We start from the raw sequence: 20,579 nt of genomic DNA, 5'->3' as shown, positions 1-20,579 counted from the left end.
TGATTGAGATAAAATTTTGTTAATACGTTTTCAATCTTATTCAATATTCTTATCTTGCAACATAATATTATACAAAATGATAAGCACTAAAAATATCACGTTTTCTTACAATAAAGATCAAAATTTCATTATGCCTGATTTGTTTTGCCAGGCAGGAAGTACCATTTTGGTTACAGGAAATTCTGGTAAAGGAAAAACTACCTATTTGCATATTTTAGCTGGATTGCTAAAGCCAAAATCAGGTGAAATTTTTATTGATAATAATGAAATTTCGCAACTAAAAGGAAGTAAGGGTGACAAATTTAGAGGCAAAAATATTGGTGTGGTTTTTCAAAAATCGCATTTTATTGCATCACTTTCTGTTTTAGAGAATTTAGAAATGGCAAGTTGGTTAGCCACAGGAAAAAAACATACAAAACGCGCCAAAGAATTATTAAACAAATTAGATATTTTAGAACAAGCGCACAAGCAACCAAGTCAATTGAGTGTTGGACAACAACAGCGTGTTTCTATTGCAAGAGCATTAATAAATGAGCCTAAAGTGTTGTTAGCCGATGAGCCAACATCCAGTTTAGATGATAAAAATGCAGACAATGTAATTGAGTTATTGGAAACTTTGTCTAAAGAATATAAAGCTGCTTTAATTATTGTTACACACGATAGTCGTATTAAAGCCAAATTCACCAATCAAATTACAATGGTATGATCGGAAAATTAGCATGGAAAAATATTTGGTTTAAACCATTAAATACCATTTTGAGCATTTTGTTATTAACAGCTTCGGTAGCCATTATAACCGTTTTAATTTTAGTTGAAAAACAGTTTGAGGAAAAATACCAAAGCAATTTAGATGGTGTCGATTTGGTGTTGGGTGCTCAAGGTAGTCCTTTACAACTTGTGCTGTCATCCGTATATCAAGTAGATGATCCAACAGGAAATATTAGTTATGATTCGGTAAAAGTTTGGATGCAACATCCGTATGTAAAAAAAGCTATTCCGTTAGCGTATGGGGATAATTATGTAGGATTTAAAATTGTTGGAACTACTCCAGATTATATAGAAAAATATCAAGCTAAAATGGCGGAAGGCAAAGTGTTCGAGCATAATTTTGAAGTAGTTGTTGGAGCTGATGTGGCTGAAAAATTAAATTTAAAATTAGGAGATACTTTTAAAGGAACACACGGTAGTGCTGCTGAAGGTGAAGTTCATGACCACGGTGAATATATAATTGTAGGAATTGCCTCTAAAACTGGAAAAGTCATTGATAATTTAATTTTATCAAATATTCCAACCGTCTGGCAAATGCACCACGAAGAAGGTCACGAAGAAGGTCACGAAGAAATTGCCGAAAATCCTGCACACGGAGAACCTGGACATGTACATGAAGATGAAGAGCATGTTCATTCTGAGGTATGCAATCATGACGAACACGAATCTGATATGACTATCGATGAGCCAAACATGGAAATCACCTCGGTGTTAATCGAATTTAAGAATAAAATGGGTGTTTTTATGTGGCCAAATATTATCGCACAGAATACAAAAATGCAAGCCGCTTTACCTACTTATCATATGAACAGATTGTTTGATATGTTTGGTGTGGGATTAAATGCCTTGAAATATTTAGCATTCGGAATTATGTTAATTTCTGGAATTTCTATTTTCATTGCATTATTCAATACCTTGAAAGAGAGAAAAGCCGAATTTGCTTTAATGCGCGTAAACGGAGCCAAAAAACACCAACTGCTTTTAGTAGTATTACTGGAAAGTATTTTACTTTGTATAGTTGGCTATTTTTTCGGAACTATTATAGGTAGATTAGGAATAGTGCTGTTGTCAAAAGCATCAGAGTCAGATTTTAAATTAGGATTTGATCCTATGGAAATTATTTGGGAAAAAGAAAGTCTTTTATTTGGTTTAACTTTGTTAGTTGGATTAATAGCAGCGGGTATTCCTGCCATAAAAGCCTATACATTAAACATATCAAAAACGTTAGCAAATGCGTAATTCAGTAAAAATAATAATGGCCTTATTAATAGGCGTTTTCTTATTCAGTTTTCAAAATCAAAGCCAAGTAACGTCGTTTACTTCTTCAAAAAAAGTTGTTGCAGCAGATACGTTAACTTGGAAATTGTTAGGCGAAATTAAATATTTGAAGAAAAAACACGCTTCGTATGGCGAAGTTGATTTTCCGATTATCAATTCCAAATTAAAAAAATTAGCTAAGAAAACAATTGTAATGAGTGGGTTTATTGTCCCAATTGATAATAAAAATTATGCCTTAAGCAAAAATGTTTTTGCGTCTTGTTTTTTCTGCGGAAAATCAGGACCAGAAACCATTATGGGCATAAAATTTAAAGGCGCTACACCAAAACTAAAAACGGATACGTATTTAACAATAAAAGGTACCTTTCGACCAAATGAAGACGATGTAGAAGATTGGATTTATAATTGTGATAATGCCGAAATTGTAAAAGGAAAATAAATTTGGAAGCTATAAAACATATTTTTTTCGATTTAGATCATACGCTTTGGGATTTTGAAAAAAATTCGGCTTTAGCATTTGAAAGAATATTTCAAGAACTAAATTTCGACATCAATTCTCAACAATTTATGGATATTTATAATCCAATTAATGTTGCGTATTGGAAATTATATGAGAAAAACGAGATTGATCAAGAAACACTTCGAGTGAGTCGCGTTAAAGATGCTTTTGAAGCGTTGAACTATTCCATTACATTAGATGAAATTAATATCATTTCGAATTTATTTATTGACTATCTAACTTCAAATAATCATTTAATTAAAGGCACAATTGAAACGTTAGAATATCTAAAAGATAAATATGTTTTACATATTATTACCAACGGATTTTCATTTGTTCAAGATGTGAAATTACAAAAAAGTAATTTGGATAAGTATTTTGTTTCCATTACAAATTCTGAAGCTGCAGGGCATAAAAAACCGCACGAAAATATTTTCAAACACGCACTAACTACTGCAAATGCCTCTAAAAATGAAAGCATTATGATTGGTGATAGTTTTGAAGCAGATGTTTTAGGTGCAATAAATTTCGGAATTAACGCCGTTTATTTTAATCCAAAAGCGGAAATGATTTCGCAAAATCAAATAATTCAAATACAAAGTTTAACCCAATTAAAAAATATATTATGATGAAAAATTTCGCAATTTTAGTTTTAGTTTTATTTTCAATAAATTTAGTTGCTCAACAAAATAAAGTAATTATTATTTCTAATAAATACGAATTTCAAAAAGAAAAAAACACGTATAATATTAATACTATGCTAAAAGCAATTTTAGTTTCCAATAATTATCAAGTATTTTTTGATGATGAAGAATTGCCATTTGAGATTGCTCAAAATAAATGTAATGCTTTAACAGGCGTTTTAATTGACAATAGTAATTTGCTTGTAAGAAAAATTAAATTTCAAATTAGAGATTGTCAAAACAATTTGTTGTATGAAACGGCAGAAGTAAAAACAAGAGAAAAAGATATTCAAAATGCTTATATTGAAACAATTAAGTTATTAAGTCCAGAGTTAAAAAAATATGATGCCACAGTAATTCAAGAGAAAGAAGTTGTTGCAACTGAAGAACTAGTTGATGTACCAAAAATTTCAGAATTTAAAACCTATTTAAATTGTAAATTAAAACAAACATTTGGTAATCCTCAAGCTGAAGTAACAGATTCTAATGATAATATTCTTTTGTCATTGCAAAAAACTAAAAACCCTAACGTTTTTATTGCTGTAAACACTAATGTTATTAATACAAATAAAGAGTTTGTAACTGGTATATTTACTAAAACAGGAAATAAAGGTGTGTTTGAGTATTATTTGAATTATGAATATATGGTTGAAGAATATTTATTTTAGTAAAAAGATTAATTTCCCTAAAACCCAACACCCAATTAATACCCATATTTATTTCTCCATCGGTTTTTTAAAAACTGACGAATTTCTTTTTCTCTAGCGTTTTCTCCAGGTTCAAAGAAAGTAGTTTCAGAAATTTCGTTTGGTAAAAATTCTTGTTCGGCAAAATTATTAGCAAAATCGTGCGAATATTTGTATTCCTCGCCATACCCTAATTCCTTCATTAATTTAGTTGGGGCATTTCTTAAATGTATCGGCACAGATAAATCTCCGGTTTGTTTTACTACTTGTTGCGCTTTTCCAATAGCCATATAACTGGCGTTGCTTTTTGCAGAAGTAGCCAAATAAATCGCACATTGACTCAAAATAATTCTGCTTTCTGGATAGCCAATGGTACTTACCGCCTGAAAGGCATTATTTGCCATAATAAATGCTGTTGGATTGGCATTTCCAATATCTTCACTAGATAAAATTAACATTCTTCGTGCGATAAACTTTACATCTTCGCCACCTTCGATCATTCGAGCTAACCAATATACTGCTCCATTTGGATCGCTTCCACGAATTGACTTAATAAATGCTGAAACAATATCATAATGTTGTTCACCTGTTTTGTCGTACAATACCGTGTTTTTTTGAACCAATTGCATTACTTTTTCATTTGTAATTTCAATGGTGTTGCCTTCTGTAGCATTAATAACCAATTCGAAAATATTTAGTAATTTCCTGCCATCACCGCCTGACAATCTTAATAATGCTTCTGTTTCTACTAAATTTATTTTTTTCGTTTGCAAGTATTCGTCAGAAGAAATTGCTCGCTGTAAGATGTTTTCTAAATCTTCCTTTGTAAACGCATTTAATATATATACCTGACATCGTGACAAAAGTGCAGGTATGACTTCAAAACTTGGATTTTCAGTAGTAGCGCCAATTAAAGTTATCCAGCCTTTTTCTACTGCCGCTAAAAGCGAATCTTGTTGCGATTTACTAAAACGATGAATTTCGTCAATAAATAAAATAGGATTTTTTGTTGTGAATAAACCACCACTTTGTTTGGCTTTTTCAATTACGTCTCTTATGTCTTTTACACCTGAATTAATAGCACTCAACTCGTAAAACGGACGTTTACTTTCCTGTGCCATAATTTGCGCCAAGGTAGTTTTTCCTGTTCCTGGAGGTCCCCATAAAATTAAACTCGGAATAAATCCTTTTGAAATTTGTTGGGTCAAAGAGCCGTTTTCGCCTATCAAATGTGATTGGCTAACGTAATCAGATAAAGTTTTCGGACGAATTCGTTCTGCTAAAGGTATTGTCATAAAGCAAATTTAAACAATGCAATCTTCTCAACCAATTTTTTTTAATTTTAATATAATATGCCAAATTTTCATACCTTGTGCTTTGGCTTCATTTTTGATTTTGATTTGTTATGATAAAATCGTCCATAGATAAGAATTTTTATTTTTCACTTTCCGTGTTACTATTTCCGTTACTCTTTTTAATGTTATTATGGATGACGTATTATTTGAATTTGCATTATTTTCCAGAAATGTATCAATACGGAATTTTACCTAAAACTATTAAAGGTTTACGAGGCATTCCATTGCATATTTTTATTCACGGAAATTTCAAACATGTACTTAATAATTCTATCCCGATTTTCTTTTTGGTGATGGCTTTGAAGTATTTTTACCGCCAACAGTTTTTTAAAGTGTTGTTTTTAGGTGTATTATTTACAGGGTTAGGAACTTGGCTTTTGGGTAGAAATTCGTATCACATTGGCGCCAGTGGATTGGTGTATTGTTTGGTGAGTTTTATCTTTTTCAAAGGAATTTTAACCCATTATTACCGATTAGTTGCTTTGTCTTTAACCGTTGTTTTGGTGTATGGTGGAATTATATGGTATATGTTTCCCAATGCAGAAACGTTAAATGGAGGCGTGTCTTGGGAAGGGCATTTTGCTGGTTTTGTAACAGGAATGGTCATGGCGGTTTTTATGAAAACAGCTCAATTTTCAACACCTATTTTTTACGATTGGGAACATCCAGATTTTGATCCAACGGACAAACCTTTCTTCAAACAATTTGACGAAAACGGTAATTTTATCAATCCTCCAAAACCTAAAATTGATGAAGAAACAGAAGTGGATTCGTATTTTAAATCTTCAGTAAAAGTGATTTATGATTTTTTGAAAATGAAAAATAATTAGATGATTTTCTAATTATACAAGACGCTGCCTTATTACTTCGTATAAAAAAGCACCACAGGCAACAGAAACATTTAAAGATTCAATAGTTCCATACATTGGTAGTTTTGCTTTTTCATCTACCACTTTTAATACAGAAGGGTTTACACCGCGTTCCTCGTTACCCATAATAATCGCTACAGGAACTTTAAAATCGATATCATAAATGGTGTTTTCTGTTTTTTCTGTTGCTGCTACGGTTTTGATATCGCAACTTTGTAAATGAAAAACAGCATCTTTAATATGGTCTACTTTACAAATAGGTATATTAAAAACAGCACCAGCACTTGTTTTTACAGTATCGCCATTTACTGGTGCGGAACCTTGTTTTTGAACAATAATTCCATTAACGCCTACACATTCTGCCGTTCTAATAATTGCTCCAAAATTTCTCGCATCAGATAATTGGTCTAAAATTAAAAACAAAGGCGTTTTACCACTTTCTAAAGTTTGTTCAATTAAAGTATCTAAATCGTGAAAAGCAATTGGCGAAATAGTTGCCACAGCTCCTTGATGATTTAATGAAGTAAAACGATTCAGTTTTTCTACAGGGACATAACTAAAGTTTATATTATTTGCCTTTATAGCTTTCATTAAATCTTTCATTAAGTCGCCCTGAGCTTCTTTCTGAATAAATACTTTGTCTATAACTGCGCCCGAATGTATGGCTTCAATAATGGCTCTAATTCCAAAAATCTGATTGTCGTTTTTCATAGGTGCAAATATAGGTAAGTTTATTCAAATTTATTTTAAAAATACGTTTTAAAACTAATTTGCACGATAGAATTAGAAAGCTTTATGGTTTGATTTCCTGTATTTCCATTGGCATACACTAAATTAAACAAACCGCCATTGCTTAGTAACCCAAAGCCAAAACCCAATCCATAAAGTTGGTCTTTTGTGCTGCTGGCTTTATCTTGAAAATATCCGAAATCAGTAATGCTATAAAAATACAAATTTGGCGAGGCAACATATCGGTACTCGGCAAAAAGACCAGTAAAGACGTTTCCTTGCAAGCTATTTTCGTTAAAACCTCTTATGGATTGAATGCCTCCAAATCGATACAATTCATTAGTGAAATAATCATTGCTTTGAAGATAATAGGTGTCTGATTTTATATGGATAAAATTCTTTTTGTTAAGTTCTAGCAATTTTTGGAGTTGAATTTGAGCAAAAAACTGATTGGTTTTTACAGCGCTTGTTGTTCGATTACCCATTCCGAATTTTGTAAAAAAGGTAAACTTATCTGGAAATAATGAATCATCAAAGCTGACTTTTTTGTGTTCATAACCAGAGGTAATAAATGTGGATTTTAAATCTTTAATTGTAGAAGATGTAATTTTTTGAATGGCTTCTGAAACATTATCTTTATATCCTATAAAAACTTTGGTGTTGTAATTGATCATATAACCCAAATCAAAATCGAAACTACTATTTTGAAAAATGGTATCTTGTTTAAAAATTCTTAAATTTGATTTCAACGCCATTGGACTCTTAAAAATGTAAGCCAAATCTAAATTGACATTAAACGTACTTTGTTTATTTCCGTCATTTTTCCAATACAAATTAAAGCGTTCTCCAGAATTTAAATTGTTGTATAAGTTCAAATCTACATAGCCATTAAATTGTAATTTCTGTGTGGCTTCTTTATTTCCAAATCCTAAAAAACCATCAAACGTATTGTTCTTTCTTTTTTCTAAATACAAATATACTTTTGTAGAATCTGTTGTTAGTAAAACTTCTGGATATTTTATCTGTGATACAAAAGGTAAGGCATTAAAATCGGTATGGATTTTTTTAATCACCTCTTTGTTAAAAGGTTTAGCATTGTATTTTCTTAAAAATACTTTTTTAATGCCTACCGGAAATTGGTTGTATCCTTGAAAAACCAATTCGTTTATCTTTCTGATTTTGTTTAATTCAATTACTAAATCAGCTTGTAACAGGTTGTTAGTTTTGGTAAAATTTCTTAGTTGCATTTTCGATTGGGCAAAACCTTTCTTTTCTAAAACATTTAATTTTTCATTAATGAAATTTTCTGTATTCGAAAGTAAAATGATTTCAGAAGTGGTTAAGCCTAAAATATCTTTTACTTCATTTGACAAGCTATCGGTTTTTATTTCAATATTTCGAGTTAAATTTCCTAATCTATATATAAAGGTAAAACTACTGTCGTTATTTTTTTTGGTTTGTTGTAATTCGTTTTCTAAATACCCAATTTTTAATAAGTTTTCATTGAATTTTCTTTGTGTTTCTAGAATGCTCTTTATTTCGATATGTTTTTTTATGTAGCCAATACTATCAATTATTTTATTTTCAAAGGAAGAGCTTCCTTCAATTTTTAAATAAAATTGCTGACTATAAATATGAGGAGAAAGGAATAATAGAAAAAACAAATATTTCATACTCCAAATATAACGTAATTTTTTTTGAATTTATTTTGTTGTTAAATTATAAAAGTAATACAAATTTGAGACTTTGGACATTTAAACTTTAAGACATTCGACTATATCTGGTTATCAAAAAGTTAGAAAATTAAAAATAAATAATATAGAGTTTGGATAATTAAAAATAATTTCTACCTTTGCATCCCTTTAAATAAGGTAACAATAAACAAAGTTTAATTAAAATTTAATTATGCCAACAATTCAGCAGTTAGTTAGAACAGGAAGAACCAAAATAACTAAGAAGAGTAAATCGGCGGCTTTAGATTCATGTCCTCAAAGAAGAGGTGTATGTACTCGTGTTTACACAACGACTCCAAAAAAACCAAACTCAGCAATGAGAAAGGTAGCTAGGGTTCGTTTAACAAACGGAAACGAAGTAAATGCATACATTCCTGGAGAGGGGCATAATTTACAAGAGCACTCGATAGTATTAGTTAGAGGTGGAAGGGTAAAAGATTTACCAGGAGTTAGATACCACATTGTGCGTGGAGCTTTAGACACAGCAGGTGTTAAAGACAGAACACAACGTAGATCTAAATACGGTACAAAACGCCCTAAAGAAGCAGCTAAAAAGTAATTATTTAACACTTTTAAAGAAAAGACATGAGAAAAAGACAGGCCAAAAAAAGACCTCTTTTGCCAGATCCAAAATTCAACGATCAGTTGGTAACACGTTTTGTAAACAACTTAATGTGGGATGGTAAAAAATCAGTTGCTTTTAAAGTATTTTATGATGCTTTAGAGATAGTTGAGACAAAAAAACAAGATGCAGAGAAATCAGCATTAGAAATTTGGAAAGATGCTTTAACAAACGTTATGCCTCACGTAGAAGTTCGTTCACGTAGAGTGGGTGGAGCTACATTCCAAATTCCAATGCAAATTCGCCCAGATAGAAAAGTATCTATGGCAATTAAATGGTTAATTCTTTACACTAGAAAAAGAAATGAAAAATCTATGGCTGGTAAATTAGCTGCAGAAATTTTAGCTGCGGCCAAAGAAGAAGGTGCAGCCGTTAAGAAAAGAATGGATACTCACAAAATGGCAGATGCTAACAAAGCATTCTCTCACTTTAGATTTTAATTCGTAAAGAAATGGCTAGAGATTTAAAATTCACAAGAAATATTGGTATTGCTGCACACATTGATGCGGGTAAAACTACCACTACAGAACGTATTTTGTTCTACACTGGAAAATCACACAAAATTGGTGAAGTACATGATGGTGCTGCAACAATGGACTGGATGGCTCAGGAACAAGAAAGAGGTATTACAATTACTTCTGCTGCAACTACTTGTACATGGAATTTTCCAACAGAACAAGGAAAGTTATTGCCAGAAAGTTTACCATACCACTTTAATATTATTGATACTCCAGGACACGTTGATTTTACTGTTGAAGTAAACAGATCGTTACGTGTATTGGATGGTTTAGTTTTCTTATTTAGTGCAGTTGATGGTGTAGAACCACAATCTGAAACCAACTGGAGATTAGCGGATCAGTATAGAGTGCCTCGTATGGGATTCGTAAACAAAATGGACCGTCAAGGTTCTAACTTCTTAGGAGTATGTCAACAAGTTAGAGATATGTTAAAATCTAATGCAGTTGCCATTACTTTACCAATTGGTGAAGAATTAGATTTTAAAGGAGTAGTTGACTTAGTTAAAAATCAAGCTATTGTATGGCATGATGAAACACAAGGTGCTACTTTCGATATTATCGATATTCCTGCTGATATGGTTGATGAAGTAAAACAATACAGAGATATTCTTATCGAAGCAGTTGCTGATTATGATGAGAATTTACTTGATAAATACATGGAAGATCCAGATTCTATCACAGAAGAAGAAATCAACAATGCGTTGAGAGCTGCTACTATGGATATGGCAATTATTCCTATGATTGCAGGTTCATCATTCAAAAACAAAGGAGTACAATTCATGTTAGATGCAGTATGTAAATACTTACCATCTCCAATGGATAAAGAAGGTATTACAGGAATTCACCCTGATGATGCTGAATTATTAGAAGAAGATCAAACTAAAATATTACGTAAGCCAGATGTTAAAGAGCCTTTTGCTGCTTTAGCATTTAAAATTGCTACTGACCCATTCGTAGGTCGTTTAGCTTTCTTCCGTGCTTACTCAGGTCGTTTAGATGCTGGTTCTTATGTGTTGAATACACGTTCTGGAAGTAAAGAAAGAATTTCTCGTATCTATCAAATGCACGCAAACAAACAAAATCCAATCGAATATATTGAGGCTGGAGATATTGGAGCAGCAGTAGGTTTTAAAGATATCAAAACTGGAGATACCTTGTGTGATGAAAAACACCCAATCATTTTAGAGTCTATGAAATTCCCTGCGCCAGTAATTGGTATCGCTATTGAACCAAAAACAAAAGCAGATGTGGATAAAATGGGTATGGCTTTAGCAAAATTAGCTGAAGAAGATCCAACATTTACAGTTAGAACTGATGAAGCATCAGGACAAACTATTATTTCAGGGATGGGTGAGTTACACTTAGATATTCTTGTAGATAGAATGAAGCGTGAATTCAAAGTTGAAGTGAACCAAGGTGAGCCTCAAGTAGAATACAAAGAAGCGTTTACAAAATCAGCTACTCATAGAGAAACATACAAAAAACAATCTGGAGGTCGTGGTAAATTCGGTGATATCGTATTTACATTAGAACCAGCTGATTTAGTTGATGGTAAAGCTCCTGTAGGATTACAGTTTATTAATGCGGTAAAAGGTGGAAACGTTCCTAAAGAATATATTCCATCTGTTGAAAAAGGTTTCCGTGAAGCTATGAAAACTGGTCCTTTAGCAGGATACCAAGTAGATAGTTTAAAAGTAACTTTAACAGACGGATCTTTCCACCCTGTCGATTCAGATGCACTTTCTTTTGAATTAGCAGCAAGAATGGGGTATAGAGAAGTAGCAAAAGCTGCTGGAGCAATCGTATTAGAGCCTATCATGAAAATGGAAGTTATTACACCAGAAGAAAACATGGGAGATATCGTAGGTGATATTAACCGTCGTAGAGGTCAGGTGAATGACATGGGTGATAGAAACGGTGCTAAAACTATCAAAGCAGATGTGCCATTATCAGAAATGTTCGGTTATGTAACTACATTAAGAACATTGTCTTCAGGTAGAGCCACTTCAACTATGGAGTTCTCACACTACGCTGAAACACCTTCTAATATTTCAGAAGCGGTAATTAAAAAAGCAAAAGGTAACGCTTAATTCTTAAGAAAATGAGTCAAAAAATCAGAATAAAATTGAAATCTTACGATCACATGTTGGTAGACAAGTCTGCTGAAAAGATTGTAAAAACTGTAAAAAGTACAGGTGCTGTAGTAACGGGTCCTATTCCATTACCAACACACAAAAGAATTTTTACAGTATTACGTTCTCCACACGTAAACAAAAAATCTAGAGAGCAGTTTGAATTAATGTCATACAAAAGGCTTCTAGATATTTATAGTTCTTCTTCAAAAACGATTGATGCGTTGATGAAATTAGAATTACCAAGTGGTGTTGAAGTAGAAATTAAAGTATAACTTTATTTCAATATATTTAAAAAACCGAGTTGAAATACTACTCGGTTTTTTTATATTTTAAAGGGAAAAATATTAGATTTTTGTTGTTTTTAAAAATAAGTTAATATTTATTTTTGAGAATAATAAAATATTTATATATTTGCACCCTTGAAAAAATTCAGCAATCGTGCTGAAAATCAATGTTTAATTAAATAATATGTATTTATGTCTGGGTTAATCGGAAGAAAAATCGGTATGACTAGCATCTTTGACGAGAATGGAAAGAACATTCCATGTACCGTTATTGAAGCTGGACCATGCGTTGTAACCCAAGTCAGAACCAATGCAGTTGATGGGTATGAAGCCCTTCAATTAGGTTTCGATGACAAAACGGAAAAGCATACAGTAAAAGCTGAAGAAGGTCACTTCAAGAAAGCTGGAACTGCTGCTAAGAAGAAAGTTGTTGAATTCCACGGTTTTGATGAGGAGTTTAAGTTAGGAGATTCAATTGATGTAAACTTATTCGCTGAAGGTGAATTTGTTGACGTAGTTGGTACTTCAAAAGGTAAAGGATTTCAAGGTGTTGTAAAACGTCATGGTTTCGGTGGGGTAGGTCAAGCCACTCACGGTCAACATAACCGTTTACGTGCACCAGGATCTGTTGGAGCGTCATCTTATCCTTCTAGAGTATTTAAAGGAATGAGAATGGCAGGAAGAATGGGTGGAGATAATGTAACCGTTCAAAACTTAAAAGTATTGAAAGTTGTTGCAGAGAAAAATCTTTTAGTAATTAAAGGGTGTGTACCAGGGTGCAAAAACTCTTATGTAATCATTCAGAAGTAATGGAAGTAAAAGTTTTAGATATCAACGGAAAAGAAACAGGTCGTAAAGTAAATCTTGACGATACCGTTTTCGCTATAGAACCTAACAAACATGCTGTATATTTAGATGTTAAGCAATACTTGGCTAACCAAAGACAAGGAACGCATAAAGCTAAAGAAAGAGCAGAAGTTGCAGGTAGTACACGTAAAATTAAAAAACAAAAAGGTACAGGTACTGCTCGTGCAGGATCAAAAAAATCTCCTTTATTTAAAGGTGGGGGTACTGTTTTTGGACCAAGACCAAGAAGTTATTCATTCAAATTGAATAAAAACTTAAAAAGATTAGCACGTAAATCTGCTTTTTCTATAAAGGCTTTGGAATCAAATATTCTTGTTGTTGAAGATTTTACTTTCGACACGCCAAACACTAAAAAATTCATTAATGTATTGAGTTCTTTAGGGTTAGAAAACAAAAAATCTCTATTTATATTGGGTGATACAAATAAAAATGTATATTTGTCGTCGCGTAATTTAAAAACAACTTCTGTTGTAACTAGCTCAGAATTAAGTACTTATGCGATTTTAAACGCAAAAAGTTTGGTTCTTTTAGAAGGTTCAATTGAAGCGATAGAAGCTAATTTAAGTAAATAATTCAGATCATGAGTGTTATTATCAAGCCAATTGTAACTGAAAAGTTAACTAAAGATGGTGAAGTTTTTAACCGTTTTGGTTTTATAGTTGAAAAAACAGCTAATAAAGTACAAATCAAAAAAGCTGTTGAAACAGCGTTTGGTATTACTGTAGTTGCTGTAAGAACAATGAACTATAGAGCTGATAGAAGTGTAAAATACACGAAAAGCGGATTAATCAGTGGAAAAACAAATGCTTACAAAAAAGCAGTTGTTCAAGTTAAAGAAGGAGAATCGATAGATTTTTATACTAATATCTAATATACAACAATGTCAGTTAGAAAATTAAAACCTATTACCCCAGGTCAGCGTTTTAGAGTTGTAAATAGCTTTGACACTATTACAACTGATAAGCCGGAGCGTTCATTGATCGCACCGAAAAAAAACTCTGGAGGTAGAAATAGTCAAGGAAAAATGACCATGCGTTATACAGGTGGTGGTCATAAACAAAAGTATCGTATGATTGATTTTAAAAGAACAAAAGCTGGAGTTCCTGCTAATGTGAAAACAATCGAGTACGATCCAAATCGTTCTGCATTCATTTCATTATTATACTATGCAGATGGAGCAAAAACATATGTTATTGCACAGAATGGTTTACAAGTTGGGCAAACTATAGTTTCAGGAGAAGATGCTTCACCAGAAATTGGAAATGCGTTACCTTTAAGTAAAATTCCATTAGGAACAGTTATTTCTTGTATCGAATTAAGACCTGGTCAAGGTGCGGTAATCGCTCGTTCGGCAGGTACATTTGCTCAGTTAATGGCTAGAGATGGAAAGTATGCAACAATCAAAATGCCATCAGGAGAAACAAGATTAATCTTGTTAACTTGTTCGGCTACCATTGGAGCAGTATCTAACTCTGACCACCAATTAGTAGTATCTGGTAAAGCAGGTAGAACTAGATGGTTAGGAAGAAGACCTAGAACAAGACCAGTAGCTATGAACCCAGTTGATCACCCTATGGGAGGTGGAGAAGGACGCTCTTCAGGAGGTCACCCACGTTCAAGAAAAGGTTTACCAGCTAAAGGTTATAGAACTCGTTCTAAGGTGAACCCGAGTAACAAGTATATTGTAGAACGTAGAAAGAAATAATAAGATATGGCACGTTCATTAAAAAAAGGACCATTTGTACACTTTAAATTAGAGAAAAAAGTACAAGAGAATATAGAAGGTGGTAATAAAAATGTTGTGAAGACTTGGTCTAGAGCATCTATGATTATTCCAGATTTTGTAGGACAAACTATCGCTGTTCACAATGGCCGTCAATTTGTTCCAGTTTATGTAACTGAGAATATGGTTGGTCATAAATTAGGAGAATTCTCACCAACAAGATCGTTTAGAGGTCACGCTGGTGCGAAAAATAAAGGTAAAAAATAAGAAGTCATGGGAGTTCGTAAAAGAGAAGCAGCTGACGCAAGAAAAGAAGCTAATAAGCAAATTGCGTTTGCAAAGTTAAATAACTGCCCTTCTTCACCAAGAAAAATGCGCTTAGTTGCGGATCAAGTAAGAGGTCAGAAGGTAGAAAATGCTCTTAATATATTAAGATTCAGTCCAAAAGAAGCTTCAAAAAAATTAGAGAAATTAGTTTTATCAGCTATCGCCAATTGGTCAGCTAAAAACGAAGGATCTAGTATGGAAGACGCGGGCTTATTTATTAAAGAGATTAGAGTTGATGGTGGTATGATGTTAAAAAGATTACGTCCTGCGCCTCAAGGTAGAGCACACAGAATTAGAAAACGTTCTAATCACGTAACCGTGGTTTTAGGAGCTATCAATAACACACAAAGTAATTAATTAACAGTATGGGACAAAAGACAAATCCAATAGGAAACAGACTTGGTATCATCAGAGGATGGGACTCAAACTGGTATGGTGGAAATGATTACGGGGATAAAATCGCCGAAGATTATAAAATCAGAAAGTATATCCATGCACGTTTAACGAAAGCTAGTGTATCAAAAATAATTATCGAGAGAACTTTAAAACTTGTAACCGTTACTATCACTACTGCTAGACCTGGTATTATTATCGGAAAAGGTGGACAAGAGGTAGACAAGTTAAAAGAAGAACTTAAGAAAATTACAGATAAGGAAATTCAAATCAACATTTTCGAAATCAAAAGACCAGAATTAGACGCTTACTTAGTCGGTAACTCTATTGCTCGTCAAATCGAAAGTCGTATTTCTTACAGAAGAGCTATCAAAATGGCTATCGCAGCAGCAATGAGAATGAACGCAGAAGGAATTAAGGTTCTTATTTCTGGTCGTTTAAATGGTGCAGAGATGGCGCGTTCTGAAGGTTTCAAAGAAGGAAGAATTCCATTATCAACTTTCAGAGCAGACATTGATTATGCATTAGCTGAAGCACATACTACTTATGGTAGAATGGGTATCAAAGTATGGATAATGAAGGGCGAAGTTTATGGTAAAAGAGATTTATCTCCATTAGTAGGTATGGACAAAAAAGGTCCAAAATCTACTGAAAGAGGTGGTTTTGATTCAAAAGGAAAAGGCGGTAAACCAGCTCCACGCAAAAGAAAGTAATTTTTTAAATTAAAGACAAAATGTTACAACCTAAAAGAACAAAATATCGTAAGGTACAAAAGGGAAGAATGAAAGGGAACTCGCAAAGAGGTCACATCCTTTCAAACGGAATGTTTGGTATTAAATCTATGGATTCTTCTTTTATCACGTCTCGTCAAATTGAAGCATCTCGTATTGCTGCAACTCGTTACATGAAAAGAGAGGGTCAATTATGGATTAAAATATTTCCAGACAAACCTATTACAAAGAAACCACTTGAGGTACGTATGGGTAAAGGAAAAGGGGCAGTTGAATATTGGGCTGCTGTTGTAAAACCAGGAAAAATTATGTTTGAAGTAGGTGGAGTGCCTATCTCAGTTGCTAAAGAGGCTTTACGTCTTGCAGCACAAAAACTTCCTGTAAAAACTAAGTTTATCGTTGCTAGAGATTTCGAAGCATAATAAAAATTAATTATGAAACAATCTGAAATAAAAAATCTATCTGTAGCTGACTTACAAGCAAAGCTTGTTCAGGTAAAGAAAACGTATAACGACCTTAAAATGGCTCATGCTATTTCTCCAATCGAGAATCCGCTTCAAATGAGAACATTAAGAAGATCAGTAGCAAGAATTGCAACTGAAATTACTAAAAGAGAGTTACAATAATTGTATTCTGCTGAAAGATGGAAAAAAGAAATTTAAGAAAAGAAAGAGTTGGTGTTGTTACTAGTAATAAAATGGATAAATCTATTGTTATTTCAGAAACAAAAAGAGTAAAACACCCTATGTATGGTAAGTTCGTGTTAAAAACTAAGAAATATGTTGCACACGACGAAACAAACAACTGCAATATTGGTGATACGGTAAGAATAAGCGAAACGCGTCCTTTAAGTAAAACTAAATGTTGGAGATTAGTTGAAATCATTGAAAGAGCTAAGTAATTATGGTACAACAAGAATCAAGATTAAAAGTAGCAGATAACACGGGAGCAAAAGAAGTTTTAACTATCCGTGTTCTAGGTGGAACGAAACGTCGTTACGCATCTGTAGGTGATAAAATTGTAGTTTCAATCAAAGATGCAGCTCCTAACAGTAATGTTAAAAAAGGATCTGTTTCAACTGCAGTTGTAATACGTACCAAAAAAGAAGTGAGAAGAGCCGATGGTTCATACATTAGATTTGATGATAACGCTTGCGTATTATTAAATGCTGGTGGTGAAATGAGAGGTACTCGTGTTTTTGGTCCAGTAGCTAGAGAACTTCGTGAAAAACAATTCATGAAAATTGTATCATTAGCACCTGAGGTGCTTTAATTCTCAAAGAAATGATGAAAATTAAAATAAAATCAGGAGACCTAGTACGTGTTAATGCTGGTGATCATAAAGGACAAGAAGGTAAAGTTTTACGTGTAATTCGCGATAAAAACAAAGCTGTTGTGGAAGGATTAAACATGGTTTCAAAACATACGAAACCAAGTGCAAAAAGCCCACAAGGTGGAATCGTGAAAAAAGAAGCTCCTATCCATATTTCAAATTTAGCATTAGTAGACGCTAAAACTAAAGAGACTTCTAAAGTAGGATTTAGAATGGATGGAGAAACAAAAGTAAGATTTTCAAAAAAATCTAATCAAGTTATATAGTTATGGGATACTTACCAAGACTAAAGGAAGAATATAAAAGCAGAATAGTTGCTGCTTTGAAAGAAGAATTTGGTTACAAAAATGTAATGCAAGTTCCAAAATTGGAAAAGATTGTTATTAGCCGTGGTGTAGGTGCTGCTGTGTCTGACAAAAAATTAGTAGATTATGCTGTTGATGAGTTAACTAAAATTACTGGTCAAAAAGCCGTTGCTACAATTTCAAAGAAAGACGTTGCATCATTTAAACTAAGAAAAGGTATGCCTATTGGTGCTAAAGTTACTTTACGTGGTGAAAGAATGTATGAGTTTTTAGATAGACTTATTACATCATCTTTACCTCGTGTAAGAGATTTTAGTGGAATTAAATCTACAGGATTTGACGGAAGAGGTAATTATAACCTAGGAGTTTTAGAACAAATCATTTTTCCTGAAATTGATATTGATAAAGTAAACAAAATTTCTGGAATGGATATTACTTTTGTTACTTCTGCTGAAACAGATAAAGAAGCAAAATCATTATTAACTGAATTAGGTTTACCTTTCAAAAAGAACTAAGTTATGGCTAAAGAATCAATGAAAGCCCGTGAGGTTAAAAGACAAGCTGTTGTAGATAAATATGCTGAAAAAAGAAAAGCTTTGAAAAAAGCCGGAGATTATGAAGCATTACAAAAATTACCTAAAAACGCTTCGCCAATTCGTTTACACAATCGTTGTAAATTAACGGGTAGACCAAGAGGGTATATGCGTCAATTTGGTCTTTCACGTGTAACATTCCGTGAAATGGCAAATCAAGGTTTAATACCAGGAGTTAAAAAAGCTTCTTGGTAATCTCGCAAAAAGTTATTACTTTTGCAAACCAAAAAATAATTTTAATTGATTAAAGGTTCAGGAAGTGAGTGCTTTTTGAAAACCATAATCGCAAATTTATACATATGTATACAGATCCAATTGCCGATTATCTTACTAGAGTAAGAAACGCAGCTAGAGTAAATCACAAAGTGGTTGAAATTCCTGCTTCGAACTTGAAAAAAGAAATCACAAAGATTTTATTCGATCAAGGATATATCTTAAGTTACAAATTTGAAGATGCTACCGTACAAGGTACTATCAAAATCGCTTTAAAGTATGATAAAGATACTAAAGAGTCAGTAATTAAAGATATCCAAAGAATTAGTAAACCAGGTTTACGTAAGTACGCAAGTTCTACAAACATCCCAAGAATTTTAAATGGTTTAGGTATTGCTATCGTGTCAACTTCTAAAGGAGTTATGACAGGTAAAATGGCTAAACAATTAAATGTAGGTGGTGAAGTAATTTGTTACGTATACTAATTTTAAAGACTATATAAGATGTCAAGAATAGGTAAAAATCCAATTGCAATTCCAGCAGGAGTAACTGTAGAAGTGAAAGATGCTGTAGTTACAGTAAAAGGAAAATTAGGCGAGCTTACTCAGGAATATTCTGATGTAACGATCAAAATTGAAGATAACAATGTTATCGTTGAACGTGCAACAGATCATAAAAATGAGAGAGCGAAACACGGACTTTATCGTTCATTAATCAATAACATGATTGTTGGAGTAGCAGAAGGTTTCACAAAACAATTAGAATTAGTTGGAGTAGGATATAGAGCATCAAACCAAGGGCAAAAATTAGATTTAGCTTTAGGTTTTTCTCACAATATAGTACTTGAAGTAGTTTCTGAAGTAAGTGTGGAAACCATCTCGGAAAAAGGTAAAAATCCGATAGTGAAATTAACTTCATTTGACAAACAATTATTAGGACAGGTTGCTGCTAAAATCAGAGCTTTCCGTAAACCAGAACCGTACAAAGGTAAAGGGGTTAAGTTTGTGGGTGAGGAAGTAAGAAGAAAAGCAGGTAAATCAGCTTAAAATATAAAGTTATGTCATTAACAAAATCTGAAAGAAGACAAAGAATACAGTTCAGAATCAGAAAGACTGTAAGCGGAACTGCTGCTCAACCTAGACTTTCTGTTTTTAGAAGTAATAAGGAAATCTATGCACAAATCATAGATGATGTAAACGGTGTTACTTTAGTTGCTGCTTCATCGAGAGATAAAGAAGTTACTACAGGTACTAAAATCGAAACTGCAAGCGCAGTTGGTAAATTGATCGCTGAAAAAGCGCTTAAAGCTGGTGTTTCTACTATCACTTTTGATAGAGGAGGAAACTTATACCATGGACGTGTTAAATCGTTAGCTGAAGGAGCTAGAGAAGCGGGACTTAAATTCTAAGGTATGTATCAAAATTATAAAAACGTAGAATTAGTGAAACCAGCAGGTCTTGAATTAAAAGATCGTTTGGTTAGTGTTAATCGTGTTACTAAAGTAACTAAAGGTGGTAGAGCTTTTGGTTTTTCAGCTATTGTTGTAGTTGGAGATGAAAACGGAGTAGTAGGTCACGGTTTAGGAAAATCTAAAGATGTTTCTGAAGCAATTGCGAAAGCAGTAGAAGATGCTAAGAAAAATTTAGTAAAAATTCCTTTGAATGGACAATCAGTTCCTCACGAACAAAAAGGAAAATTTGGTGGTGCACGTGTATTCTTAATTCCTGCCTCTCATGGTACAGGAGTTATTGCTGGTGGAGCTGTTCGTTCAGTTCTTGAATCAGTAGGGATCCACGATGTATTATCAAAATCTCAAGGATCATCAAATCCTCACAACGTAGTAAAAGCAACTTTTGATGCTTTGTTACAAATGAGAAGTGCTCTTACTGTTGCAAAACAAAGAGGAGTATCTTTAGATAAAGTATTTAAAGGATAA

Annotated in this window: 31 protein-coding genes; 28 read left to right on the top strand and 3 right to left on the bottom strand. The window is 33.0% G+C overall.

From position 1 onward, the window contains the following. Positions 1-76 precede the first annotated feature (76 nt). The 5 genes from ABWP60_RS00295 to ABWP60_RS00275 are packed head-to-tail and all read left to right on the top strand — an operon-like array spanning position 77 to position 3,896. Positions 77-706, top strand: a complete 630-nt coding sequence (locus tag ABWP60_RS00295; protein ID WP_353146892.1) for an ABC transporter ATP-binding protein — start codon at positions 77-79, stop codon at positions 704-706. Continuing rightward, on the top strand, positions 703-2,007 hold the full coding sequence (locus tag ABWP60_RS00290; protein WP_353146889.1) for an ABC transporter permease: 1,305 nt from the start codon (positions 703-705) through the stop codon (positions 2,005-2,007). The genes ABWP60_RS00295 and ABWP60_RS00290 overlap by 4 nt, the downstream gene beginning before the upstream one ends. After that, entirely contained in the window at positions 2,000-2,485 is a 486-nt protein-coding gene (locus ABWP60_RS00285; protein WP_353146886.1) for a hypothetical protein, read from the top strand. The genes ABWP60_RS00290 and ABWP60_RS00285 overlap by 8 nt, the downstream gene beginning before the upstream one ends. A 2-nt stretch (positions 2,486-2,487) precedes the next feature. Beyond that, positions 2,488-3,174 carry a YjjG family noncanonical pyrimidine nucleotidase gene (locus ABWP60_RS00280; RefSeq protein ID WP_353146883.1) on the top strand — a complete coding sequence of 229 codons (687 nt, stop codon included), beginning with the start codon at positions 2,488-2,490 and terminating at the stop codon, positions 3,172-3,174. Next, complete coding sequence (locus tag ABWP60_RS00275; protein ID WP_353146880.1) at positions 3,171-3,896, top strand: hypothetical protein; 726 nt, start codon at positions 3,171-3,173, stop codon at positions 3,894-3,896. The genes ABWP60_RS00280 and ABWP60_RS00275 overlap by 4 nt, the downstream gene beginning before the upstream one ends. Positions 3,897-3,931: 35 nt before the next feature. On the opposite strand, the gene ABWP60_RS00270 is transcribed toward ABWP60_RS00275, so the two are convergent. Continuing rightward, positions 3,932-5,209: a replication-associated recombination protein A gene (locus ABWP60_RS00270; RefSeq protein ID WP_353146877.1), complete on the bottom strand. Its 1,278-nt coding sequence runs from the start codon at positions 5,207-5,209 to the stop codon at positions 3,932-3,934. A 110-nt stretch (positions 5,210-5,319) separates the two neighbouring features. Here ABWP60_RS00270 and ABWP60_RS00265 point away from each other — a divergent pair, with 110 nt between their 5' ends. Continuing rightward, positions 5,320-6,099 (top strand): rhomboid family intramembrane serine protease, encoded by a 780-nt coding sequence (locus ABWP60_RS00265; protein WP_353146874.1) that lies wholly within the window; start codon positions 5,320-5,322, stop codon positions 6,097-6,099. 12 nt (positions 6,100-6,111) lie between these two features. On the opposite strand, the gene rlmB is transcribed toward ABWP60_RS00265, so the two are convergent. Next, a complete protein-coding gene (rlmB, locus tag ABWP60_RS00260; protein ID WP_353146871.1) occupies positions 6,112-6,849 on the bottom strand; it encodes a 23S rRNA (guanosine(2251)-2'-O)-methyltransferase RlmB in 738 nt (245 codons plus the stop codon). A gap of 35 nt (positions 6,850-6,884) precedes the next feature. Then, entirely contained in the window at positions 6,885-8,540 is a 1,656-nt protein-coding gene (locus ABWP60_RS00255) for a BamA/TamA family outer membrane protein (protein WP_353146868.1), read from the bottom strand. Positions 8,541-8,772: 232 nt separating this feature from the next. Between ABWP60_RS00255 and rpsL the strand changes: the two genes are divergently transcribed. The 22 genes from rpsL (at position 8,773) to rpsE (ending at position 20,579) form a co-directional block, all read left to right on the top strand. Then, positions 8,773-9,159 carry a 30S ribosomal protein S12 gene (gene rpsL, locus ABWP60_RS00250; RefSeq protein WP_091314384.1) on the top strand — a complete coding sequence of 129 codons (387 nt, stop codon included), beginning with the start codon at positions 8,773-8,775 and terminating at the stop codon, positions 9,157-9,159. 26 nt (positions 9,160-9,185) lie between these two features. After that, a complete protein-coding gene (gene rpsG, locus ABWP60_RS00245) occupies positions 9,186-9,662 on the top strand; it encodes a 30S ribosomal protein S7 (RefSeq protein WP_353146865.1) in 477 nt (158 codons plus the stop codon). An 11-nt stretch (positions 9,663-9,673) separates the two neighbouring features. Further along, the gene (gene fusA / locus ABWP60_RS00240) at positions 9,674-11,830 is read left to right on the top strand and encodes an elongation factor G (RefSeq protein WP_353146862.1); all 2,157 of its coding nucleotides are present in this window, start codon (positions 9,674-9,676) and stop codon (positions 11,828-11,830) included. Between the two features lie 11 nt (positions 11,831-11,841). Then, positions 11,842-12,147 (top strand): 30S ribosomal protein S10, encoded by a 306-nt coding sequence (rpsJ, locus tag ABWP60_RS00235; RefSeq protein ID WP_091314374.1) that lies wholly within the window; start codon positions 11,842-11,844, stop codon positions 12,145-12,147. A 204-nt stretch (positions 12,148-12,351) separates the two neighbouring features. Further along, positions 12,352-12,969: a 50S ribosomal protein L3 gene (gene rplC, locus ABWP60_RS00230; protein WP_353146858.1), complete on the top strand. Its 618-nt coding sequence runs from the start codon at positions 12,352-12,354 to the stop codon at positions 12,967-12,969. Continuing rightward, positions 12,969-13,598, top strand: a complete 630-nt coding sequence (gene rplD / locus ABWP60_RS00225; protein WP_353146855.1) for a 50S ribosomal protein L4 — start codon at positions 12,969-12,971, stop codon at positions 13,596-13,598. Before rplC ends, rplD begins: the two co-directional genes overlap by 1 nt. 8 nt (positions 13,599-13,606) lie before the next feature. Beyond that, entirely contained in the window at positions 13,607-13,897 is a 291-nt protein-coding gene (rplW, locus tag ABWP60_RS00220; protein ID WP_353146852.1) for a 50S ribosomal protein L23, read from the top strand. A gap of 9 nt (positions 13,898-13,906) precedes the next feature. Beyond that, complete coding sequence (gene rplB / locus ABWP60_RS00215; RefSeq protein ID WP_353146849.1) at positions 13,907-14,731, top strand: 50S ribosomal protein L2; 825 nt, start codon at positions 13,907-13,909, stop codon at positions 14,729-14,731. A gap of 6 nt (positions 14,732-14,737) precedes the next feature. Further along, the gene (gene rpsS / locus ABWP60_RS00210) at positions 14,738-15,016 is read left to right on the top strand and encodes a 30S ribosomal protein S19 (RefSeq protein WP_091314356.1); all 279 of its coding nucleotides are present in this window, start codon (positions 14,738-14,740) and stop codon (positions 15,014-15,016) included. A gap of 6 nt (positions 15,017-15,022) precedes the next feature. Continuing rightward, the gene (rplV, locus tag ABWP60_RS00205) at positions 15,023-15,433 is read left to right on the top strand and encodes a 50S ribosomal protein L22 (protein WP_091314353.1); all 411 of its coding nucleotides are present in this window, start codon (positions 15,023-15,025) and stop codon (positions 15,431-15,433) included. Positions 15,434-15,441: 8 nt separating this feature from the next. Continuing rightward, a complete protein-coding gene (gene rpsC, locus ABWP60_RS00200) occupies positions 15,442-16,182 on the top strand; it encodes a 30S ribosomal protein S3 (RefSeq protein WP_353146845.1) in 741 nt (246 codons plus the stop codon). Positions 16,183-16,202: 20 nt separating this feature from the next. Then, positions 16,203-16,622, top strand: coding sequence for a 50S ribosomal protein L16 (gene rplP / locus ABWP60_RS00195; protein WP_291241490.1), 420 nt, complete (start codon positions 16,203-16,205; stop codon positions 16,620-16,622). Between the two features lie 12 nt (positions 16,623-16,634). After that, positions 16,635-16,826 (top strand): 50S ribosomal protein L29, encoded by a 192-nt coding sequence (gene rpmC, locus ABWP60_RS00190; RefSeq protein ID WP_291241489.1) that lies wholly within the window; start codon positions 16,635-16,637, stop codon positions 16,824-16,826. A gap of 17 nt (positions 16,827-16,843) precedes the next feature. Further along, entirely contained in the window at positions 16,844-17,101 is a 258-nt protein-coding gene (gene rpsQ, locus ABWP60_RS00185; protein ID WP_353146841.1) for a 30S ribosomal protein S17, read from the top strand. Between the two features lie 2 nt (positions 17,102-17,103). Next, positions 17,104-17,472 (top strand): 50S ribosomal protein L14, encoded by a 369-nt coding sequence (rplN, locus tag ABWP60_RS00180; RefSeq protein WP_091314332.1) that lies wholly within the window; start codon positions 17,104-17,106, stop codon positions 17,470-17,472. An 11-nt stretch (positions 17,473-17,483) separates the two neighbouring features. After that, positions 17,484-17,798: a 50S ribosomal protein L24 gene (rplX, locus tag ABWP60_RS00175; RefSeq protein ID WP_353146837.1), complete on the top strand. Its 315-nt coding sequence runs from the start codon at positions 17,484-17,486 to the stop codon at positions 17,796-17,798. A gap of 2 nt (positions 17,799-17,800) precedes the next feature. Further along, the gene (gene rplE / locus ABWP60_RS00170) at positions 17,801-18,352 is read left to right on the top strand and encodes a 50S ribosomal protein L5 (protein ID WP_353146835.1); all 552 of its coding nucleotides are present in this window, start codon (positions 17,801-17,803) and stop codon (positions 18,350-18,352) included. Between the two features lie 3 nt (positions 18,353-18,355). Then, complete coding sequence (gene rpsN, locus ABWP60_RS00165) at positions 18,356-18,625, top strand: 30S ribosomal protein S14 (RefSeq protein ID WP_091314321.1); 270 nt, start codon at positions 18,356-18,358, stop codon at positions 18,623-18,625. Between the two features lie 104 nt (positions 18,626-18,729). Then, positions 18,730-19,128: a 30S ribosomal protein S8 gene (gene rpsH / locus ABWP60_RS00160; protein WP_353146832.1), complete on the top strand. Its 399-nt coding sequence runs from the start codon at positions 18,730-18,732 to the stop codon at positions 19,126-19,128. Positions 19,129-19,146: 18 nt separating this feature from the next. Next, positions 19,147-19,689, top strand: coding sequence for a 50S ribosomal protein L6 (gene rplF, locus ABWP60_RS00155; protein ID WP_353146829.1), 543 nt, complete (start codon positions 19,147-19,149; stop codon positions 19,687-19,689). A gap of 11 nt (positions 19,690-19,700) precedes the next feature. After that, positions 19,701-20,051, top strand: a complete 351-nt coding sequence (gene rplR / locus ABWP60_RS00150; protein WP_353146827.1) for a 50S ribosomal protein L18 — start codon at positions 19,701-19,703, stop codon at positions 20,049-20,051. A gap of 3 nt (positions 20,052-20,054) precedes the next feature. Next, positions 20,055-20,579, top strand: a complete 525-nt coding sequence (gene rpsE / locus ABWP60_RS00145) for a 30S ribosomal protein S5 (protein WP_353146824.1) — start codon at positions 20,055-20,057, stop codon at positions 20,577-20,579.

The sequence above is a fragment of the Flavobacterium sp. genome (assembly GCF_040402895.1).
In the GTDB taxonomy this organism is placed as follows: Bacteria; Bacteroidota; Bacteroidia; order Flavobacteriales; family Flavobacteriaceae; genus Flavobacterium.
Note: the sequence above shows the minus strand (reverse complement) of the source record. Positions and strands in the feature narration are given on the sequence as shown.

Coding starts and splice junctions, on each gene's coding strand:
- rplF (WP_353146829.1), top strand. CDS start 19,147: ATGTCAAGAATAGGTAAAAATCCAATTGCAATTCCAGCAGGAGTAACT.
- rpsN (WP_091314321.1), top strand. CDS start 18,356: ATGGCTAAAGAATCAATGAAAGCCCGTGAGGTTAAAAGACAAGCTGTT.
- rplR (WP_353146827.1), top strand. CDS start 19,701: ATGTCATTAACAAAATCTGAAAGAAGACAAAGAATACAGTTCAGAATC.
- rplE (WP_353146835.1), top strand. CDS start 17,801: ATGGGATACTTACCAAGACTAAAGGAAGAATATAAAAGCAGAATAGTT.
- rpsC (WP_353146845.1), top strand. CDS start 15,442: ATGGGACAAAAGACAAATCCAATAGGAAACAGACTTGGTATCATCAGA.
- ABWP60_RS00275 (WP_353146880.1), top strand. CDS start 3,171: ATGATGAAAAATTTCGCAATTTTAGTTTTAGTTTTATTTTCAATAAAT.
- rplV (WP_091314353.1), top strand. CDS start 15,023: ATGGGAGTTCGTAAAAGAGAAGCAGCTGACGCAAGAAAAGAAGCTAAT.
- rpsE (WP_353146824.1), top strand. CDS start 20,055: ATGTATCAAAATTATAAAAACGTAGAATTAGTGAAACCAGCAGGTCTT.
- rpsH (WP_353146832.1), top strand. CDS start 18,730: ATGTATACAGATCCAATTGCCGATTATCTTACTAGAGTAAGAAACGCA.
- ABWP60_RS00295 (WP_353146892.1), top strand. CDS start 77: ATGATAAGCACTAAAAATATCACGTTTTCTTACAATAAAGATCAAAAT.
- rplD (WP_353146855.1), top strand. CDS start 12,969: ATGGAAGTAAAAGTTTTAGATATCAACGGAAAAGAAACAGGTCGTAAA.
- ABWP60_RS00265 (WP_353146874.1), top strand. CDS start 5,320: ATGATAAAATCGTCCATAGATAAGAATTTTTATTTTTCACTTTCCGTG.
- rlmB (WP_353146871.1), bottom strand. CDS start 6,849: ATGAAAAACGACAATCAGATTTTTGGAATTAGAGCCATTATTGAAGCC.
- fusA (WP_353146862.1), top strand. CDS start 9,674: ATGGCTAGAGATTTAAAATTCACAAGAAATATTGGTATTGCTGCACAC.
- rplP (WP_291241490.1), top strand. CDS start 16,203: ATGTTACAACCTAAAAGAACAAAATATCGTAAGGTACAAAAGGGAAGA.
- rplB (WP_353146849.1), top strand. CDS start 13,907: ATGTCAGTTAGAAAATTAAAACCTATTACCCCAGGTCAGCGTTTTAGA.
- ABWP60_RS00270 (WP_353146877.1), bottom strand. CDS start 5,209: ATGACAATACCTTTAGCAGAACGAATTCGTCCGAAAACTTTATCTGAT.
- rpsS (WP_091314356.1), top strand. CDS start 14,738: ATGGCACGTTCATTAAAAAAAGGACCATTTGTACACTTTAAATTAGAG.
- rplC (WP_353146858.1), top strand. CDS start 12,352: ATGTCTGGGTTAATCGGAAGAAAAATCGGTATGACTAGCATCTTTGAC.
- rplW (WP_353146852.1), top strand. CDS start 13,607: ATGAGTGTTATTATCAAGCCAATTGTAACTGAAAAGTTAACTAAAGAT.
- rpsQ (WP_353146841.1), top strand. CDS start 16,844: ATGGAAAAAAGAAATTTAAGAAAAGAAAGAGTTGGTGTTGTTACTAGT.
- rpmC (WP_291241489.1), top strand. CDS start 16,635: ATGAAACAATCTGAAATAAAAAATCTATCTGTAGCTGACTTACAAGCA.
- ABWP60_RS00255 (WP_353146868.1), bottom strand. CDS start 8,540: ATGAAATATTTGTTTTTTCTATTATTCCTTTCTCCTCATATTTATAGT.
- rplN (WP_091314332.1), top strand. CDS start 17,104: ATGGTACAACAAGAATCAAGATTAAAAGTAGCAGATAACACGGGAGCA.
- rpsG (WP_353146865.1), top strand. CDS start 9,186: ATGAGAAAAAGACAGGCCAAAAAAAGACCTCTTTTGCCAGATCCAAAA.
- ABWP60_RS00290 (WP_353146889.1), top strand. CDS start 703: ATGATCGGAAAATTAGCATGGAAAAATATTTGGTTTAAACCATTAAAT.
- rplX (WP_353146837.1), top strand. CDS start 17,484: ATGATGAAAATTAAAATAAAATCAGGAGACCTAGTACGTGTTAATGCT.
- ABWP60_RS00285 (WP_353146886.1), top strand. CDS start 2,000: ATGCGTAATTCAGTAAAAATAATAATGGCCTTATTAATAGGCGTTTTC.
- rpsJ (WP_091314374.1), top strand. CDS start 11,842: ATGAGTCAAAAAATCAGAATAAAATTGAAATCTTACGATCACATGTTG.
- rpsL (WP_091314384.1), top strand. CDS start 8,773: ATGCCAACAATTCAGCAGTTAGTTAGAACAGGAAGAACCAAAATAACT.